Below are 15,011 nucleotides of genomic sequence, written 5' to 3'. Positions count from 1 at the left end.
GGACGGGCCTCAGTTCCCGCTCTGGGCGGGGTTCTTGAGCCCGACGGTGGCGTAGTCGAGCTGGCCGCCGAAGGACGTCTGGCCGTAGCCGCCCGCGATGTTGGTGCCGAGCACCAGCGGCCAGCGCCGCACCAGGACGGGGACGGTGGGGGCCTTGGCGAGGATCTCGCCGTCGAGCTGCTGCCAGGCCCGGGAGGCGGCCTTGGCGTCGGTCATCGCCGAGATCTCGTCGACCCGCTTCATGGTCGCGTCGTCGCGGAAGAGCGACTGGTTGCCCTGGTTGCCCTTGTCCTTGATGTAGCGGCCGTCGAAGACGAACGGCAGGAACGTGGAGCCCGACGGGTAGTCCGGGCACCAGCCCGTGTACACGACGTCGGTGCGGTTCTTGGTGTCGCCGATGGTGGCGTAGAACGCGGACGGGTCGACGGTCTCGATGGTGACCTTGATCCCGGCCTTCGCGAGCGACTCCTGGATGGCCTCGGCGCGGCCCTTGTCGCCGGTGGAGACGGTCATCTTGGTCTCGAACCCGCCCGGCTTGCCCGCCTCCTTGAGGAGTTCCTTGGCCTTCGCCACGTCACCGGTGGTGGGGATCTTGAGGGTGTCGGGCTGCTTGCCGTCGAAGAGGGTGGCCGGCATGTACGCGGTGGACAGATCGTTGAACGCGGGGCCGCCGGAGGAGGTGAGCACCGCGTCCTTGTCGAGCGCGTACATCACCGCCTGACGCACCTTCACATCGGTGAACGGGGCGCGCCCGGTGTTCATCTGGACCATGTCGGTGCAGTTGGTGGACTCGGCGAGGAGGCGCGAGCGCACGGAAGCGTTCGGCAGGACCTTCGACGCGCTCTCGGGGCGCAGCGCACCCCAGGAGACGGCGGAGGCGTCGGCGCCCTGGCTGGCGATGAGGCGGTCGTCGATCTGGGTGGCCTTGAGCCCCATCGTCACGACGATGCGGTCCGGGTAGGCCTTGCGGACCTGGTCGGTGGCGGGGTCCCAGTGGGTGTTGCGGACGAGGGTGAGCTGCTTGTTCCGCTGGTACGACTCGACCTTGTACGGGCCCGAGGAGAAGGGTCTGTTGTCGTACTTGGGCCCGTTGTCCTGCGCCTTGGGCACGGGCGCGAAGGTCGGCATGACGGTGGCGTTGGGAAACTCGGCGAAGGGCTTGCGGAGTTCGAAGACGATGGTGTGGTCGTCCGGGGTCCTGATGGAGTCGAGGTGCTTGCCCTGGGCGGGGCCCTGGTAGCCCTCGGCGCCGGTGAGGTAGCGGGCCGCGTAGTCGGCGCCGCCGGGCAGGTCGGGCGAGAAGGACCGCTCGACGTTGTACTTGACGTCCTGCGCGGTGATCGGCGAGCCGTCCTCGTAGGTGAGGCCCTGTTTGAGATGGAACGTCCAGGTCCTGGCCCCGTTGGAGGAGGTGCCGAGGTCGGTGGCGAGGTCGGGCGTCAGCTCGCCGCCGCCTGTGCCCGGGACCGCCTTGTAGGTCACCAGGGTGCGGTAGAGCAGCCGGGTGCCGAAGTCCATGTCGCTCATGACCCAGTTGCGGGCGGGGTCGAGGTGGGTGAAGTCCTGGTTGGACAGGACGGTGAGGGTGCCGCCCTTGACCGGGGTGCCGCCGACGACCTTGCCCACGTTCGCGACGGCCGGGTTCTTGCCGCCTTCCTCGCCCGCGCCCGTGTGCTTCCCCCCGGAACAGCCGGCGGCGCCGAGGGTGAGCGTCGCCGCGAGGGAGACGGCGAGGGCGGTGCAGGTGCGCTTGTTCATCAGTGGTCACTCCGTGAACGGGTCGGAACAGCCGGTCGGCCGGACGGTCGGACAGCCGGTCGGCCCGAGGTGGCTGGCGGCTGGAATGTGACCCGTAACATAGTAATGTGAAATTGCACTGACAAGGTGTCGGGAAGTCTTTTATCGGATCCGGGCGAGTTCTTGGCAGGCGCAGTGCCATGTGAAATATTACCGAGGTGCCCACGGGATCTGCGAGCTCCATGAGAAGCGCCTCGGACGTCATCGTCGTCGGGGCGGGGGTCGTGGGGGCCGCCTGCGCCTACTACGCGGCCCGGGCCGGTCTGAGCGTCACCGTGCTCGACCGGGGCCCGGTGGCGGGCGGCACCACGGGATCGGGCGAGGGCAACCTCCTCGTCTCCGACAAGGAACCCGGACCCGAGCTCGAACTCGCCCTGTTCTCGTGCAAGTTGTGGCAGGAGCTCGCCGAGCTGCTGCCGCGCGGGGTGGAGTACGAGCCCAAGGGGGGTCTCGTCGTCGCCCGTGACGAGCCCGGCATGGCCGCGCTGCGCACCTTCGCGGCGGGCCAGGAGAAGGCGGGCGTGACCGTACGCGAAGTGGCGGCCGACCGGCTGCCCGACCTGGAGCCGCACCTGGCGCCGGGTCTCGCGGGGGGCTTCCACTATCCCCAGGACGCTCAGGTCATGCCCGCCCTCGCCGCCGCCCACCTGCTGCGCGCCTCGGGCGCCGAGGTCCGGCTCGGGCCCGGCGAGGAGGTCGCCGGCCTGCTCACCGGGCCGGGCGGCGCGGTGCGGGGGGTGCGGACCGCCTCCGGCGCGCTGTACGCCCCGCACGTGGTGAACGCGGCCGGTGCCTGGGGCGGCGAATTCGCCCGCCTGGCCGGGGTGTTGCTGCCCGTGCTGCCCCGGCGCGGCTTCGTCCTGGTCACCGAGCCGCTGCCGCGCGTGGTGCGGCACAAGGTGTACGGCGCGGACTACATCGCCGATGTGGCCAGCGGCTCGGCCGCGCTCCAGACCTCGCTGGTGATCGAGGGCACCCGGGCGGGCCCGGTCCTGATCGGTGCGAGCCGCGAGCGCGTCGGCTTCGACCGCACGCTCTCCGTCGAGGCCGTGCGCCGCCTGGCGACCGGGGCGACCGAGCTCTTCCCCGTGCTGGCGGGCGTCCGGACGATGCGCACGTACGCGGGCTTCCGCCCGTATCTGCCGGACCACCTTCCGGCGATCGGGGCCGACGCGCGGGTGCCGGGGCTCCTGCACGCGTGCGGGCACGAGGGGGCGGGGATCGGGCTTGCCCCGGCGACGGGGCGGATCATCGCGGACGTACTGACGGGCACTCAACCACCTTTGGATATAGGGCCGTTCGACCCGGCACGGTTCGAGCCCGGGGGAAGCCGTTAATCGCCTGGACGCTTGGATACGTGCACGCTTGGACGCATGGAAAGGAGGGCCGTGGTGGCCCGAACCCCCAGGGAGCTGGCCGGGGCGCGGCCGGACCCGGCCTTCGAGATCACGCTGGACGGCCGCCCGGTGACGGCGCTGCCGGGCCAGTCCGTCGCGGCCGCGCTGTGGGCGGCGGGCATCCTGTCCTGGCGGACGACCCGGGAAGGCGGCCGGCCTCGCGGGGCGTTCTGCGGCATCGGCCAGTGTTACGAGTGCCTCGCGGTGATCAACGGGGTGCCCAATCGGCGGGCCTGTCTGGTGCCGGCGGGGGCGGGGGATGCGGTCACGACGCAGGAAGGGCATGGGCATGCGGGACTTGGCGTCTGAGTCGGCGGGGTTCGACAACGCCCCCGCGGGGTGTGGTGGGGACGGCGCCGGCCCGGTGGGCGATGTCGGCAACGGGGCTCAGGTCGTTCCCGGCCGTCCTGACCGTCTCGGCTCCGCGGCGGAGGCACAGAGTGATCCCTCGGGGGCCGAAGTGCGCCCGGCGGACGGGGATGAACCGTACGACCTCGCTGTCGTCGGAGCCGGGCCCGCCGGGCTCGCCGGGGCCGTTACGGGGGCCGAACTCGGGTTGCGTGTCGCTCTGTTGGACCTCTCCGACCGGATCGGCGGGCAGTTCTACCGGCAGCCCGCGGCCGCTCTGCGCGCCACGCACCCCGAGCGGCTGCACCACGACTGGGAAGCGTTCGCGGACCTGCGCAGGCGGCTCGAGGCGAGCGGAGTTGCTCACCTCGCCGGGCATCACGTCTGGACCGTCGAGCGAGTCGAGGGCGGTGCCGAGTGGGCCGTGCATGCCGTGACCGGGGCCGATGGCGGGGAGGAGCGGCCCGTACGGGTTCGGGCGCGGGCCGTGTTGCTCGCCACCGGGGCCTATGAACGTCAACTCCCCTTTCCTGGTTGGACCTTGCCCGGGGTCGTCGGGGCCGGCGGGGCGCAGGCCATGCTCAAGGGCGGGCTCGTGCTGCCCGGGAAGCGGGTGGTCGTCGCGGGGAGCGGGCCGCTGCTGCTTGCCGTCGCGTCTTCGCTCGCCGAGGCCGGCGCGGAGGTTCCTGCTGTGATCGAGGCGTCCGGATATCTGGGGTACGCCCGCCGTCCCCGCGCGCTCGCCGCCAACCCGCACAAGCTGGCCGAGGCCGTGACGCATGGCGCGGTACTCCTGCGTCACCGGGTCGCGTTGCGCACCCGCAGTGCGGTGACCGAGGTGCACGGGGCCGAACGCGTGGAGGCGGTCACCGTCGCGCGGCTGGACGAGCAGTGGCGGCCGCTGCCGGGTACGGGACGCAGGATCGCCTGCGACGCGCTGGCCGTCGGCCACGGCCTGATCCCCGGGATCGAACTGGCCACCACCCTCGGCTGCGCCACCCGCCGCACCCCGGACGGCGCCCGCGCGCTGGTTCTGGACGCCCGCCAGGAAACCTCGGTACGCGGACTCTGGGCGGCGGGCGAGCCGGGCGGTATCGGGGGCGCTCAACTGGCCCGAACTGAGGGGGAGTTGGCGGCGCGGGCTGTCGCGGCCCGGCTCGGAAGGAACCCCGGCCCGGGCGGGCGCGTGCGGCAGTTGAAGTCCCGCCGCACCAGACTGCGTACCTTCGCCGAAGCCATGGCCACCACGCACGCGCCGGGGCCCGGCTGGACCGGCTGGCTCTCCGACGACACGGAGGTGTGCCGGTGCGAGGAGGTGAGCGCGGGCCGCGTCCGGGAGGCGGTCCAGGACTACGGCGCCCGGGACGCCCGTACGGTCAAACTGCTGACCCGGGCGGGGATGGGGTGGTGCCAGGGCCGCACGTGCGGGGCGGCGGTGTCCTGCCTGTCGGGCGATCCCGAACCCCCGTCGGAACGCCGCCCGTTCACGACCCCGGTCCCCCTGGGGGTGCTGGCAGCCCTTCCCCCCACCCCGCCCCTCCCCGAAACCCACCGGGGGTGAAGCGGGGTGCGGGGCGCCGCCCCGTAGCGCGCGGCGCCGCCCCGTAGGAGAGGGAGGACGGACCCGTAAAAGTAACGTGACATTGTACTCTGGGTCTCCGCTCGGTACGGAGGAACAGCGCATGGGTCACCTGAAGCAGAGCAAGGTCATCACCACCACCGAGCGCCTGCGCGACCAGGTCGCCCACGCGCTGCGTGCCGCGCTGATCTCCGGCGAGCTCCGCCCCGGCCAGGTCTACTCCGCGCCCGGCCTCGCCGAGGACTTCGGGATCTCCGCGACCCCCGTGCGCGAGGCCATGCTCGACCTCGCGCGAGAGGGGCTGGTGGAGCCCGTCCGCAACAAGGGCTTCCGGGTCACCGAGGTCAACGAGCGCGACCTCGACCAGTACACCGAGATCCGCGCACTGATCGAGGTCCCCATGGTCGGCCGGATCACCCGCACCGCCGACCGCGCCGACCTCGAAGCGCTGCGGCCGGTCGCCGAGGAGATCGTGCGGGCCGCCCGCGACCACGACCTCATCGGCTACCTGGAGGCCGACCGCCAGTTCCACCTCTCGCTGCTCGCCCTGGGCGGCAACGAGCGCCTGGTCGAGACCGTCGGCGACCTGCGCAAGCGTTCCCGCCTGTACGGTCTGACCGCCCTCGACCAGCGCGACGAGCTGATCCCCTCCGCCGAGGAGCACGTCGAACTCCTCGACCTCATGCTGGCCGGTGACGCCCGCGCCGCCGAGAAGTGCATGACCCGTCACCTCGGCCACGTCCGCTCCCTGTGGGCGCGGAGCGAGGCGGCCGAGCCCAAGCCGAAGCGCCGCCTCGGCGCGAGCCGCTGAGCCCGTCCGTACCGTTTACCGGTTGCCGGGTTCGGTCCGCTCGATCGGGATCCACAGGACCGCGTCCGTCATGTCGCCGGTCTCCGTCGGCCGGGTGCGCAGGATCTCCGGGCCCGGGCGGCTCTGGTACGGGTTCGACGGGAACCACTCGGTGAACACGTCCCGCCACAGGTGCTGGAGCGCCTCCGGGAACGGGCCGGTGCTCTCGAAGACCGCCCAGGTGCCGGCGGGCACGAGCAGCGAGTCGAGGTCCTCGGGCGGCGCCGCACGGGTCAACGCGGCGTGCCAGTAGTCGAGTTCGGTGCCCTCGGCCCGGCTGGGGTCGAGGTCGTCGCAGGCCGAGACGATGCCCTCGGGCTCCTGGTCGGACAGGCGGTGGATGCGCAGCGCCGTCTCCTGCCCGATGCTCCGGATGAACTCGGCGATGGCCGGGTTCACTCCCTCGTGCACGAGCGGAACCCGCGCCTTCCGCCCCACCAAATGGAACGCTTCCTTCTCCACAACCCGGTACCGCATGCTGGTGCTCCCTTCGACGACGAGACGGAAGGACATCCGGGGCTGGGACCGCAGGGCCGCGCCGGTGCGGCGGGCCTCGCCCGGGCCGACGCCGTGCACGGCACGGAACGCCCGCGCGAACGCCTCCCCCGACGTGTAGCCGTACCGCACCGCCACATCGAGCAGCGTGCGCTGCCCGGCGAGCACCTCGGCGCCGGCGACGGTCAGCCGTCTGCGCCGCACGTACTCCGACAGCGGCATTCCGGCGAGCGCGGAGAACAGTCGCCGGAAGTGGTACTCCGACGTCATCGCGATGCGGGCGAGTTCGCCCGTGTCGATCTCCCCGTCGAGCCGGTCCTCGATGTGGTCCATGGCCTGGTTGAGCCGCTTCAGCATCCCGGCCCCCTTCCTTCCTTACGCGCTCCACGCTAGGAGCGGGCCACCCCACCCGACCCGACATTCTGTGCCCGCCCCGATCGGGTCCCCGAACGAGCCGGCGGGCCCGGTGCTGCCTATGTTGGACGGGGCGGGGGGTGCCGGTACGTGACAGAAAGGCCCGCTCCCATGCCGATGGACCCGGAGATCGCCGCCCTGCTGCGCCAGTTCGGGCTCGACGGGCCGGGACCCGACACCCCGCCCTCCGTCGCCGAGATGCGGGCGGGCAACCGCATGCTGTCGCTCGCCGTGGCGCCCGACCCGCCCCTCGCGGTCGGCTCGGTCGCCGACGGCCGGGTGGCGGGGGTGCCGGTGCGGGTCTACCGGCCCGAGGCGTCCGCGGGCCCGTCGGCCACCGTCGTGTTCTTCCACGGCGGCGGATTCATCGTCGGCGACCTCGACACGCACGAAGGGGTGTGCCGGCGGCTCTGCCGGGACCTCGGTGCGGTGGTGGTGAGCGTGGCGTACCGGCTCGCGCCGGAGTTCCCCTTCCCGGCCGGGTTCGACGACTGCGTGGCGGTGACCAGCCATGTGGCCGACAGCATCGCCGACTACGGCGGGGGCAAGCTCGCCGTGGCGGGCGACAGCGCGGGGGCGGGGCTGGCGGCGGGGGTGGCGCTCGCCTTCCGCGACGAGGGGCGGCCGCTGGCCGCGCAACTGCTGGCGTACCCCTGCACGGACCTGAGCGGGGGTGGCTCCCATCCCTCCCGGGTGGAGAACGCGACGGGCTACCTGCTGACCACGGCGGAGGTCGAGAACGACATCCGGCTCTACCTGGGCGACGACGCCGCCGCCGGCGGCCGCGCCCCGGCCTCCCCGCTCCTCGCGGGGGATTTCGCGGGGCTCGCCCCGGCGGTCATCGGGTGCGGGGAATGCGATCCGCTGCGGGACGAGGGGCTGGCCTACGCGGACGCGCTGCGCGCGGCGGGGGTGGTGGTGAGGGTGCACCGGTACCCGGGGCTCATCCACGGCTTCCTCAACTTCGACTCGAAGTCGGCGGCGGTGGAGGCGGCGGTGGGGGAGCTGTACGGCGAGTTCGGCGAACTCCTCGGCTGAGCCGGCACCGATGCGGGGCGGGGGTGCACTGGGGCTCCGCCCCAGACCCCGCAGGCCCCCACCCCGCCCCTTCCCGCTGTGACACTCTGCGGCTCCGCCGCGTGGCCTCCGGGGGTGAGAGGTGTGTAGCCCGCCTTCCTGGGGCTCCGCCCCAGACCCGTTCGCGCCTGAAGGGCGCTCGTCCTCAAACTCCCCCAAGGCCTCAAGGGCCAGGGGGACCCCCATGACGGGCTGAAATGCTCCGGTGCGGGCAGCATCGACCCTGCCAGGGGCGCGGGGCTGTCACATGTGCGGCTCCGCCGCGTGGGCGCGAGCAGCCACCCACGGTCCGCAGGCCGAAGGACGGGGGTTCGGGGCGCAGCCCCGTGGCACGTGCGGGCGAGGCCCGTCGGGGCCCTTTGCGCGGCCGGGTTGGGCCGCGAGGGCCCTCAGCGTCGCGGCGCTGGCTACTCTGCACGGGTGACCACCGAGTTGACCTTGCTTACGCGCGTCGCCTACCGGGGCCAGGAAGTGACCGCCCCCCGCCTGCGCGGCCTCCTCGCGCTGCTCGCCGACGACCTGCGGGCGGGCTGCAGCACGGGCCGGCTGGTCGAGGGGCTGTGGCCCGAGGAGCAGCCCGAGCGGCCCGGCAAGGCCGTACAGGTGCTGGTCTCGCGGGCCCGGTCGCAGCTCGGGGCGGATCTCATCGCCAGCACCCCCACCGGGTACCGGCTCGCCCTCGCCGAGGAACAGGTCGACAGTTCCGCCCTGCTGCTGCACGCCGCGGCGTGCGAGGCACGGGTCCGGGCCGGCGAGTACGACGAGGCACTGGCCGAGGCCGAGGCCGGGCTCGCCCTGTGGGACGGAGCGACCGGGGACGGGGACGACCTCCACGACCCCCTCGCCGCCCTCTGCCGAGCCCGCACCGGAGCCCACCGCACCCTCGCCCGAAGCCGGGCCCTCGCGCTCGCCCGGGTCGGCAGGAAGGCCGACGCGGTCAAGCCTCTCGCCCGGCTCGCCCGCGAACTCCCCCGGGACGAGGAGGTGCTGGCCGAACTCATACGCTGCGAGGCCGCCACCGCCGGACCCGCCGCCGCTCTCACCCGGTACGACTCCTACCGCCGCGCCCTGCGGGACGAGCTCGGGGCCGACCCGGGCCGTGAACTCAAGGCGATCCACCAGGAGTTGCTGCGCGGCGAGGCCCCCGTCGTCCGGCACGGCGTGCTGCACGAGCCGAACCCGCTGCTCGGCCGCGACGCCGACGTCGCCGCGGTCACCGGGTTGCTGCGCAGCGCCCGGGTCGCCACCGTCGTCGGCCCCGGCGGGCTCGGCAAGACCCGGCTCGCGCACGCCGTGGGCCGCGCGGCCGAGCAGCGCGTGGTGCACTTCGTGCCGCTGGCCGGTGTCACCCTCGACGACGACGTGGCCGGCGAGGTCGCCTCGGTGCTCGGCGTCGCCCTGCGCACACCCGGGCCCGCCGGGATCGTCGCCGGTATCGTCGGCGCGCTCGGCCAGGGCCCCGTACTGCTGGTGCTCGACAACTGCGAGCACGTCATCCGGGGCGCCGCCGAGCTGGTGCGGGCCCTGGTGTCGGGCTCGAAGGAGCTGCGGGTGCTCGCCACCAGCCGCGCCCCGCTCGGCCTGACGTCGGAGTCCGTGTACGCGCTGCCCGAGCTCGGCCTCGAATCGACGGTGGAGCTGTTCCGTCAGCGGGCGCGTGCCGCGCGGCCCGATGCCGAGCTGCCCGAGCGGGCCGTCGAGGAGCTGTGCCGCCAGCTGGACGGGCTGCCGCTCGCGGTCGAACTGGCCGCGGCCCGGGTCAGGGTGCTTTCCGTGCCGGAGATCGCCCGGCGGCTGCGGGACCGGTTCGCGCTGCTGCGCGGCGGCGGCAGGGACGTACCGGAACGCCACCGCACCCTGCGCGCCGTCGTCGAGTGGAGCTGGAACCTGCTGGATCCCGAGGCCCAGGCCGCCCTGCGGATCCTGTCGGTGTTCCCCGGCGGCTTCACCGAGGACGCGGCCGAGCACGTACTGGCCGGCGACGACGCGCTGTTCCTCCTGGAGCAGCTCGCCGACCAGTCGCTGATCAAGGCCGCCGACACCGCGTCCGGGGTGCGCTTCCACATGCTGGAGACCGTACGGGAGTTCAGCGCGGCCCGCCGAGCCGAGGCCGGCGAGGAGGAGGCCGTCACCGACCGGTTCCTGCTGTGGGCCCGCGACTTCGGCCGGGCCTACAACGACGCCCTGTTCAGCCCCGAGTCCCTGCGGGTCTGGGAGTTCATCAGGACCGAGCAGGACAACCTCGTCCTCGCACTGCGGCACGCGCTGGCCCGTAACGACTGTCCGGCCATCGCGGCCCTCACCGCCGTGCTCGCCTCCCTGTGGGCCACCGACTCCAACTACACCCGGCTCACCGACCTCGCCGCCGACTCCGGAGGACCGCTCTCCCACTTCCGGCCGGGCCCCGACGACATCGAGCCCGTCCGCAGTGCCGCCGTGGTGTGCGCGCTCAGCCTGTTCATGGGCTACGGACCGCACGCCGTACGCCAGTTGGTCATCGTGCGCAGGCTGCCGCCCGCCGAGCCGGACACGCTGCTCAAGGCCATGGACCGGGTGCTGCGCGTCCTGCCCGAGGTGCGCCCGCCGCACTACACCGAGCTGTTGGAGCTGTGCGACTCCGAGCACCCGCTGCTCGCGGGGGTCGCCGAGTGCTTCGCCAGCTATGTGTGGGAGCACGAGCACGAGATGGACCGCGCGCTGGACTCGGCCCGCCGGGGCCTCGAAGCCCTCACCCAGGTGCGCAATCCGGCGACCGAGATGCTCGGCCACGGCCGCATCAGCGAGCTGTGCCTGCAGAGCGAGCGGGGCGAGGAGGCGTACCGGCATCTGATGGCCGCGCTGAACGTCCTGGAGCGGACCGGGGACTGGTCCGACTCGGCCGGCTGGCACGACACGGTCGGGGTGCGCTGGGGGCTCGTACTCGCATGCCTCCAGCTCGGTGACGTCGACGAGGCGGAGCACTGGCTGAACATGGCCACGCTCGAACTGGAGCCGGAGTCGGTGCGGGCCTTCAGCCCGGATCTCGCGGACCGGGCCGAGATAGCCCTGCTGCGGGGTCTGACCGAAGTCGGGCTCGGCCTGTGGCGGAAGGCGGTGGGGCAGATCCGCGAGGTCGACACGCTGCATGCCAACGATCCGTTCGTGCAGGCGTGGTCCCTGCAGATCCAGTCGGCCGCCGTGGCAGCGCACGCCCGGCACGGCCGCCTTGGGCCGGTGGCCGATCTGGTGCCCCAACTGAGCGGGCGGGTACTGGAGTTGCTGACCAGTCCACGCCCCGAGGACAGCCCCGCCGAGCTGCCCGTGTCCGGCACGATGCTGCTCGCCGTGGGCCTGGCCCGGATCGCGCAGGGCGACGCCGCCTCGGGCGTACGGCTGCTCGCACTCGCCGAACGGCTGCGCGTGCACCGGGAGTTCCCGACGATGTCGACCGCCCGGTCCCGGCAGTCCGCCGAAGACGCCGACGGGGCGGCGTACGCCGATGCGGTGTCGGAGTACGCCGCCCTGGGGCGGAGTGACCTGGAGGCGGCCGCCGTGCGTTTGCTGCGCGGCATCAGCGCTGCGGATCCTGATTGAACTTCGCCTTCGACCAGAAGTAGCCGAGGACGGTGAGGCCGAGCGACCAGGCGATCGCGAGCCACGCGTTGTTGCCGATCTCGGTGCCGAGCAGCAGGCCGCGCAGCGTCTCGATGGCCGGGGTGAACGGCTGGTACTGGGCGATCGGCTGGAACCAGCCCGGCATCGAGTGCAGCGGCACGAACGCGCTGGACAGCAGCGGCAGCAGGATCAGCGGCATCGCGTTGTTGCTGGCGGCCTCGGCGTTCGGGCTGATCAGGCCCATGCCGACGGCGATCCAGGTCAGCGACAGCGAGAAGAGTACGAGCAGTCCGAGGGCCGCGAACCACTCCAGGGCGGTGGCGTCGGTGGAACGGAAGCCGATGGCCACGCCGACCGCGCCGACGAGGACCACGCTGAGGATCGACTGCAGCACGCTGCCGATGACGTGTCCGACGATCACCGAGCCGCGGTGGATCGCCATCGTACGGAAGCGGGCGATGATGCCCTCGGTCATGTCGTTGGAGACGGAGATCGCGGTGCCGACCACGGTGCTGCCGATCGTCATCAGGAGCAGGCCGGGGACGATGTAGGCGATGTATTTGGCGCGGTCGGGGCCGCCGCTGCCGATGCCCATGCTCATGGTGTCGCCGAAGATGTAGACGAAGAGCAGCAGCAGCATGATCGGCGTGAGCAGCAGGTTCAGGGTGAGAGACGGGTAGCGCCGGGCGTGCAGCAGGTTGCGGCGCAGCATCGTCGAGCAGTCGCGTACGGCGAGGGGCAGGGAGCTCATCGGACGTTCTCCTTCAGGGCGGCCGGGGCGGCGGCGGTGGGGTGGCTGGTCAGGGCGAAGAACACGTCGTCGAGGTCGGGGGTGTGGACGGTCAGCTCGTCCGCCTCGACGTCGGCGGAGTCCAGCCAGTCGAGGATGGCGCGCAGCTCGCGCTGGCTGCCGCCGCTCGGGATCTGCAGCGAAAGGGACTCTTCGTCGCGGGTCGCCTCGCGCAGGGCGACGGCGGCGCTCCGGTACGCGACCGGGTCGGTGAAGCGGAGCCGGACGTGGCCGCCGGGGACGAGCCGCTTGAGCTCGTTCGCGGTGCCCTGGGCGACGAGCTTGCCGCCGTTCAGCACCGCGATACGGTCGGCGAGTTCGTCGGCCTCCTCCAGGTACTGGGTGGTGAGGAAGACGGTCACGCCGCCCGCGACGAGGCCGCGGATGATGTTCCACATGTTGTGCCGGCTGCGCGGGTCGAGGCCGGTGGTCGGCTCGTCGAGGAAGATGATCCGCGGGCTGCCGACCAGCGTCATGGCGATGTCCAGGCGCCGGCGCATGCCGCCGGAGTAGGTGGACGCGGGCTTCTTCGCGGCCTCGACGAGGTCGAAGCGTTCGAGGAGCTCGGCGGCGACCCGGCGGCCCTCGCGGCGGGACAGGTGGTGCAGGTCCGCCATGAGCAGCATGTTCTCCTCACCGGTGATCAGGTTGTCCACCGCCGAGAACTGCCCGGTGACCCCGATCGCGGCGCGCACCGACTGGGGGTGGGAGGCCAGGTTGTGTCCGCCGACCCACAGCTCGCCGGCGTCGGCGGTGATCAGCGTGGAGAGGATCTGCACGGCGGTGGTCTTCCCGGCGCCGTTCGGCCCGAGCAGCGAGAAGACGGTGCCCGCCGGGACGTGCAGGTCGATGCCGTCGAGGACGGTCTTGTCCCCGTAGGCCTTCCGCAGCCCGCTGGCCGCGATCGCGAGTTCGTTCGTCGTCGAGTTCATGCCGCAGAGCTTGCGACGGCCCGGGTTCAGCGCGGTTTCAGCACGGTTTCAGGGGCCGCGGCCCGGTGAGTCCGGCAGGCGGGGAAGGCCGGCCGGACGAGTGCCGCAGGGCAGTCCTGGCACGGATCACTCAGACCAACTCACGTTGTCCGTACGGGAGTTGGCGGAAGGCAGGGGGGTTTGAGAGGGCCCGCATGCCGATGGGCCTTGCACCTGGTCAGGTACAAGGCCCATCGGCATGTGTGGTGGGGTCGATCAGGCGGCGGCGAGGGAGATCTCGGTCGACTTGATCAGGGCGACGACGGAGGTGCCGGTGGCGAGGTTCAGGTCGGCGACGGCGTCCTTGGTGATCGCGGCGGTGAGTTCGCCGCCCTGGACGTCGACCTTGACGGAGGCCATGGCGCCACCGGTGGCCACGTCGGCGACGGTGCCCGGGATCTGGTTCCGGATGGACAGGCCCTCGACCGGGCCGGTGGCCAGCGAGACCTCGGTGGACTTGATCAGGGTCTTGACCGCGGACCCCTCGGCGAGACCGAGCTCCTTGACGGCTTCGAGGGTGATCGCGGCGGTGATGTCCTGGCCGCCGTCGAGACGGACCTTGACGGTCGCCATGACCTCGCCGGGGGTGACGGCGGTGACGGTGCCGGCGATCTGGTTGCGGATGCTCAGGCTCATGAAGAAACGCCTCACATAGGTGGTTCCGATTCGTCAGGCTTTGGCCTGCAACATGCTCCACGCTATCGGCGTCCGGGGGCCGCGTTGCGAAGCGTGTCGCATCCGCGGGCCTTCTCCGGAGGCGAGGGTGGCAGATTCGACGGGCGTGAAGGCCCGGAGTTTCCTGGGCCCGGGTGCGGGAGGCATCCCTGGGGGACCGTCAGAGGCCGAGGTCGGTGAAGAACTGGTAGCTGGTGGGGTCGCCGGACAGCTGCCAGTTGATGCCTTCGAGGAGGAAGCAGGCGACCAGGTTGCTGGCAGCGAACACGGTGATCACGGCCAGGGTGAAGGTGGCGGCCTTGCGCAGCAGGGGCGAGGCGGCGGTGGCGTTCAGGGGCTCGGCCCGGGGGGTGAGGAACAGGGCCGCCGCGGCGGCCACGGCCGCGCCGAGGAAGGCGATCAGGGCCCAGGTGTACAGGTGCAGGCCGAACAGGGCGCCGGCGTACCCGGGGTCGGGGGGCACGATGTGCATCAGGACCTGGGTGGCCGAGACGACGCTGCCGATGAGGGCGGCCATGATGGCCCAGCCCCACCCGGAGGCCCACGCGCGGGTGGTCACCTCGCCCTTGCGGGAACGGGCGATGATCCAGGCGGGGCCCACCGCGCTGAGCAGGAAGAACATCCGCTGCAGCAGGCACATGGGGCAGGGGTACTCCCACAGCCCGAACTGGAAGAAGTAGGCGCCCGCGAGGGTGCCGCACAGTCCGACGACGTAGGCGTGGGCGAACCAGAGGCCCAGCCGGTTGGAGAGCCGTACGGGGCTGGTGGAGCTGATCCGGGCGGTGGTCGCGGTTGCGGTGCTCATGTGAACTCTCCCCCTCAGAGGGCGATGTGGAAGGTGTGGGTGATGACGTGGGGGAGGAACGCGATCGCCGTGGCGGCCAGGGTCCCGGCCCAGAGCAGGCTGCGGGCGCGGGCCGGCCAGTCGCGGAGCACTGCCATCACACACAGGAGGATGAGGAGGAAGAGGAGGGTGTACATGAGGTCCCAGCTTCATCGGGGGTCCGTTGTTGATTTCTTGCCT

13 protein-coding genes are annotated in these 15,011 nt (G+C 72.3%); 6 read left to right on the top strand and 7 right to left on the bottom strand.

Features of this window, described 5'->3' with window-relative positions:
* Nucleotides 1–9: 9 nt before the first annotated feature.
* The gene (locus IE206_RS30615; protein ID WP_189967793.1) at nucleotides 10–1,758 is read right to left on the bottom strand and encodes an ABC transporter substrate-binding protein; all 1,749 of its coding nucleotides are present in this window, start codon (nucleotides 1,756–1,758) and stop codon (nucleotides 10–12) included.
* A 221-nt stretch (nucleotides 1,759–1,979) separates the two neighbouring features.
* On the opposite strand from IE206_RS30615, the gene IE206_RS30610 reads away from it, so the two are divergent.
* The 4 genes from IE206_RS30610 (at nucleotide 1,980) to IE206_RS30595 (ending at nucleotide 5,932) form a co-directional block, all read left to right on the top strand.
* Nucleotides 1,980–3,134 carry an NAD(P)/FAD-dependent oxidoreductase gene (locus tag IE206_RS30610; RefSeq protein WP_189967791.1) on the top strand — a complete coding sequence of 385 codons (1,155 nt, stop codon included), beginning with the start codon at nucleotides 1,980–1,982 and terminating at the stop codon, nucleotides 3,132–3,134.
* A gap of 54 nt (nucleotides 3,135–3,188) precedes the next feature.
* Complete coding sequence (locus IE206_RS30605; protein ID WP_189967831.1) at nucleotides 3,189–3,503, top strand: (2Fe-2S)-binding protein; 315 nt, start codon at nucleotides 3,189–3,191, stop codon at nucleotides 3,501–3,503.
* Nucleotides 3,484–5,103, top strand: a complete 1,620-nt coding sequence (locus tag IE206_RS30600; RefSeq protein ID WP_189967789.1) for an FAD/NAD(P)-dependent oxidoreductase — start codon at nucleotides 3,484–3,486, stop codon at nucleotides 5,101–5,103. The genes IE206_RS30605 and IE206_RS30600 overlap by 20 nt, the downstream gene beginning before the upstream one ends.
* 121 nt (nucleotides 5,104–5,224) lie before the next feature.
* A complete protein-coding gene (locus IE206_RS30595) occupies nucleotides 5,225–5,932 on the top strand; it encodes a GntR family transcriptional regulator (RefSeq protein ID WP_189967787.1) in 708 nt (235 codons plus the stop codon).
* A 15-nt stretch (nucleotides 5,933–5,947) separates the two neighbouring features.
* Here IE206_RS30595 and IE206_RS30590 read toward each other — a convergent pair whose 3' ends face one another.
* Nucleotides 5,948–6,823: an AraC family transcriptional regulator gene (locus IE206_RS30590; protein WP_189967785.1), complete on the bottom strand. Its 876-nt coding sequence runs from the start codon at nucleotides 6,821–6,823 to the stop codon at nucleotides 5,948–5,950.
* A gap of 147 nt (nucleotides 6,824–6,970) precedes the next feature.
* On the opposite strand from IE206_RS30590, the gene IE206_RS30585 reads away from it, so the two are divergent.
* Both IE206_RS30585 and IE206_RS30580 read left to right on the top strand, forming a co-directional pair.
* Nucleotides 6,971–7,918, top strand: a complete 948-nt coding sequence (locus tag IE206_RS30585; protein WP_189967783.1) for an alpha/beta hydrolase — start codon at nucleotides 6,971–6,973, stop codon at nucleotides 7,916–7,918.
* A 459-nt stretch (nucleotides 7,919–8,377) separates the two neighbouring features.
* On the top strand, nucleotides 8,378–11,530 hold the full coding sequence (locus IE206_RS30580) for an ATP-binding protein (protein WP_189967780.1): 3,153 nt from the start codon (nucleotides 8,378–8,380) through the stop codon (nucleotides 11,528–11,530).
* Here IE206_RS30580 and IE206_RS30575 read toward each other — a convergent pair.
* The 5 genes from IE206_RS30575 to IE206_RS30555 form a co-directional block, all read right to left on the bottom strand.
* Complete coding sequence (locus IE206_RS30575) at nucleotides 11,508–12,302, bottom strand: ABC transporter permease (RefSeq protein WP_189967778.1); 795 nt, start codon at nucleotides 12,300–12,302, stop codon at nucleotides 11,508–11,510. The genes IE206_RS30580 and IE206_RS30575 overlap by 23 nt on opposite strands.
* Nucleotides 12,299–13,273, bottom strand: a complete 975-nt coding sequence (locus tag IE206_RS30570) for an ATP-binding cassette domain-containing protein (protein ID WP_189967776.1) — start codon at nucleotides 13,271–13,273, stop codon at nucleotides 12,299–12,301. Before IE206_RS30570 ends, IE206_RS30575 begins: the two co-directional genes overlap by 4 nt.
* Before the next feature lie 255 nt (nucleotides 13,274–13,528).
* Nucleotides 13,529–13,948, bottom strand: a complete 420-nt coding sequence (locus tag IE206_RS30565) for a TOBE domain-containing protein (RefSeq protein ID WP_189967774.1) — start codon at nucleotides 13,946–13,948, stop codon at nucleotides 13,529–13,531.
* A 199-nt stretch (nucleotides 13,949–14,147) separates the two neighbouring features.
* Entirely contained in the window at nucleotides 14,148–14,792 is a 645-nt protein-coding gene (locus IE206_RS30560) for a disulfide bond formation protein B (protein WP_189967772.1), read from the bottom strand.
* Between the two features lie 14 nt (nucleotides 14,793–14,806).
* Nucleotides 14,807–14,968 carry a hypothetical protein gene (locus IE206_RS30555; protein WP_189967770.1) on the bottom strand — a complete coding sequence of 54 codons (162 nt, stop codon included), beginning with the start codon at nucleotides 14,966–14,968 and terminating at the stop codon, nucleotides 14,807–14,809.
* Nucleotides 14,969–15,011: the final 43 nt, after the last annotated feature.

The sequence above is a fragment of the Streptomyces violascens genome, from assembly GCF_014649955.1.
In the GTDB taxonomy this organism is placed as follows: domain Bacteria; phylum Actinomycetota; class Actinomycetes; order Streptomycetales; family Streptomycetaceae; genus Streptomyces; species Streptomyces violascens.
This window is presented reverse-complemented; position numbering and strand designations above follow the sequence as displayed.

Bases quoted from the DNA above. Each gene is read 5' to 3' on its own strand.
- IE206_RS30595 (WP_189967787.1), top strand. From the start codon at position 5,225: ATGGGTCACCTGAAGCAGAGCAAGGTCATCACCACCACCGAGCGCCTG.
- IE206_RS30600 (WP_189967789.1), top strand. From the start codon at position 3,484: ATGCGGGACTTGGCGTCTGAGTCGGCGGGGTTCGACAACGCCCCCGCG.
- IE206_RS30590 (WP_189967785.1), bottom strand. From the start codon at position 6,823: ATGCTGAAGCGGCTCAACCAGGCCATGGACCACATCGAGGACCGGCTC.
- IE206_RS30610 (WP_189967791.1), top strand. From the start codon at position 1,980: ATGAGAAGCGCCTCGGACGTCATCGTCGTCGGGGCGGGGGTCGTGGGG.
- IE206_RS30570 (WP_189967776.1), bottom strand. From the start codon at position 13,273: ATGAACTCGACGACGAACGAACTCGCGATCGCGGCCAGCGGGCTGCGG.
- IE206_RS30575 (WP_189967778.1), bottom strand. From the start codon at position 12,302: ATGAGCTCCCTGCCCCTCGCCGTACGCGACTGCTCGACGATGCTGCGC.
- IE206_RS30555 (WP_189967770.1), bottom strand. From the start codon at position 14,968: ATGTACACCCTCCTCTTCCTCCTCATCCTCCTGTGTGTGATGGCAGTG.
- IE206_RS30560 (WP_189967772.1), bottom strand. From the start codon at position 14,792: ATGAGCACCGCAACCGCGACCACCGCCCGGATCAGCTCCACCAGCCCC.
- IE206_RS30565 (WP_189967774.1), bottom strand. From the start codon at position 13,948: ATGAGCCTGAGCATCCGCAACCAGATCGCCGGCACCGTCACCGCCGTC.
- IE206_RS30615 (WP_189967793.1), bottom strand. From the start codon at position 1,758: ATGAACAAGCGCACCTGCACCGCCCTCGCCGTCTCCCTCGCGGCGACG.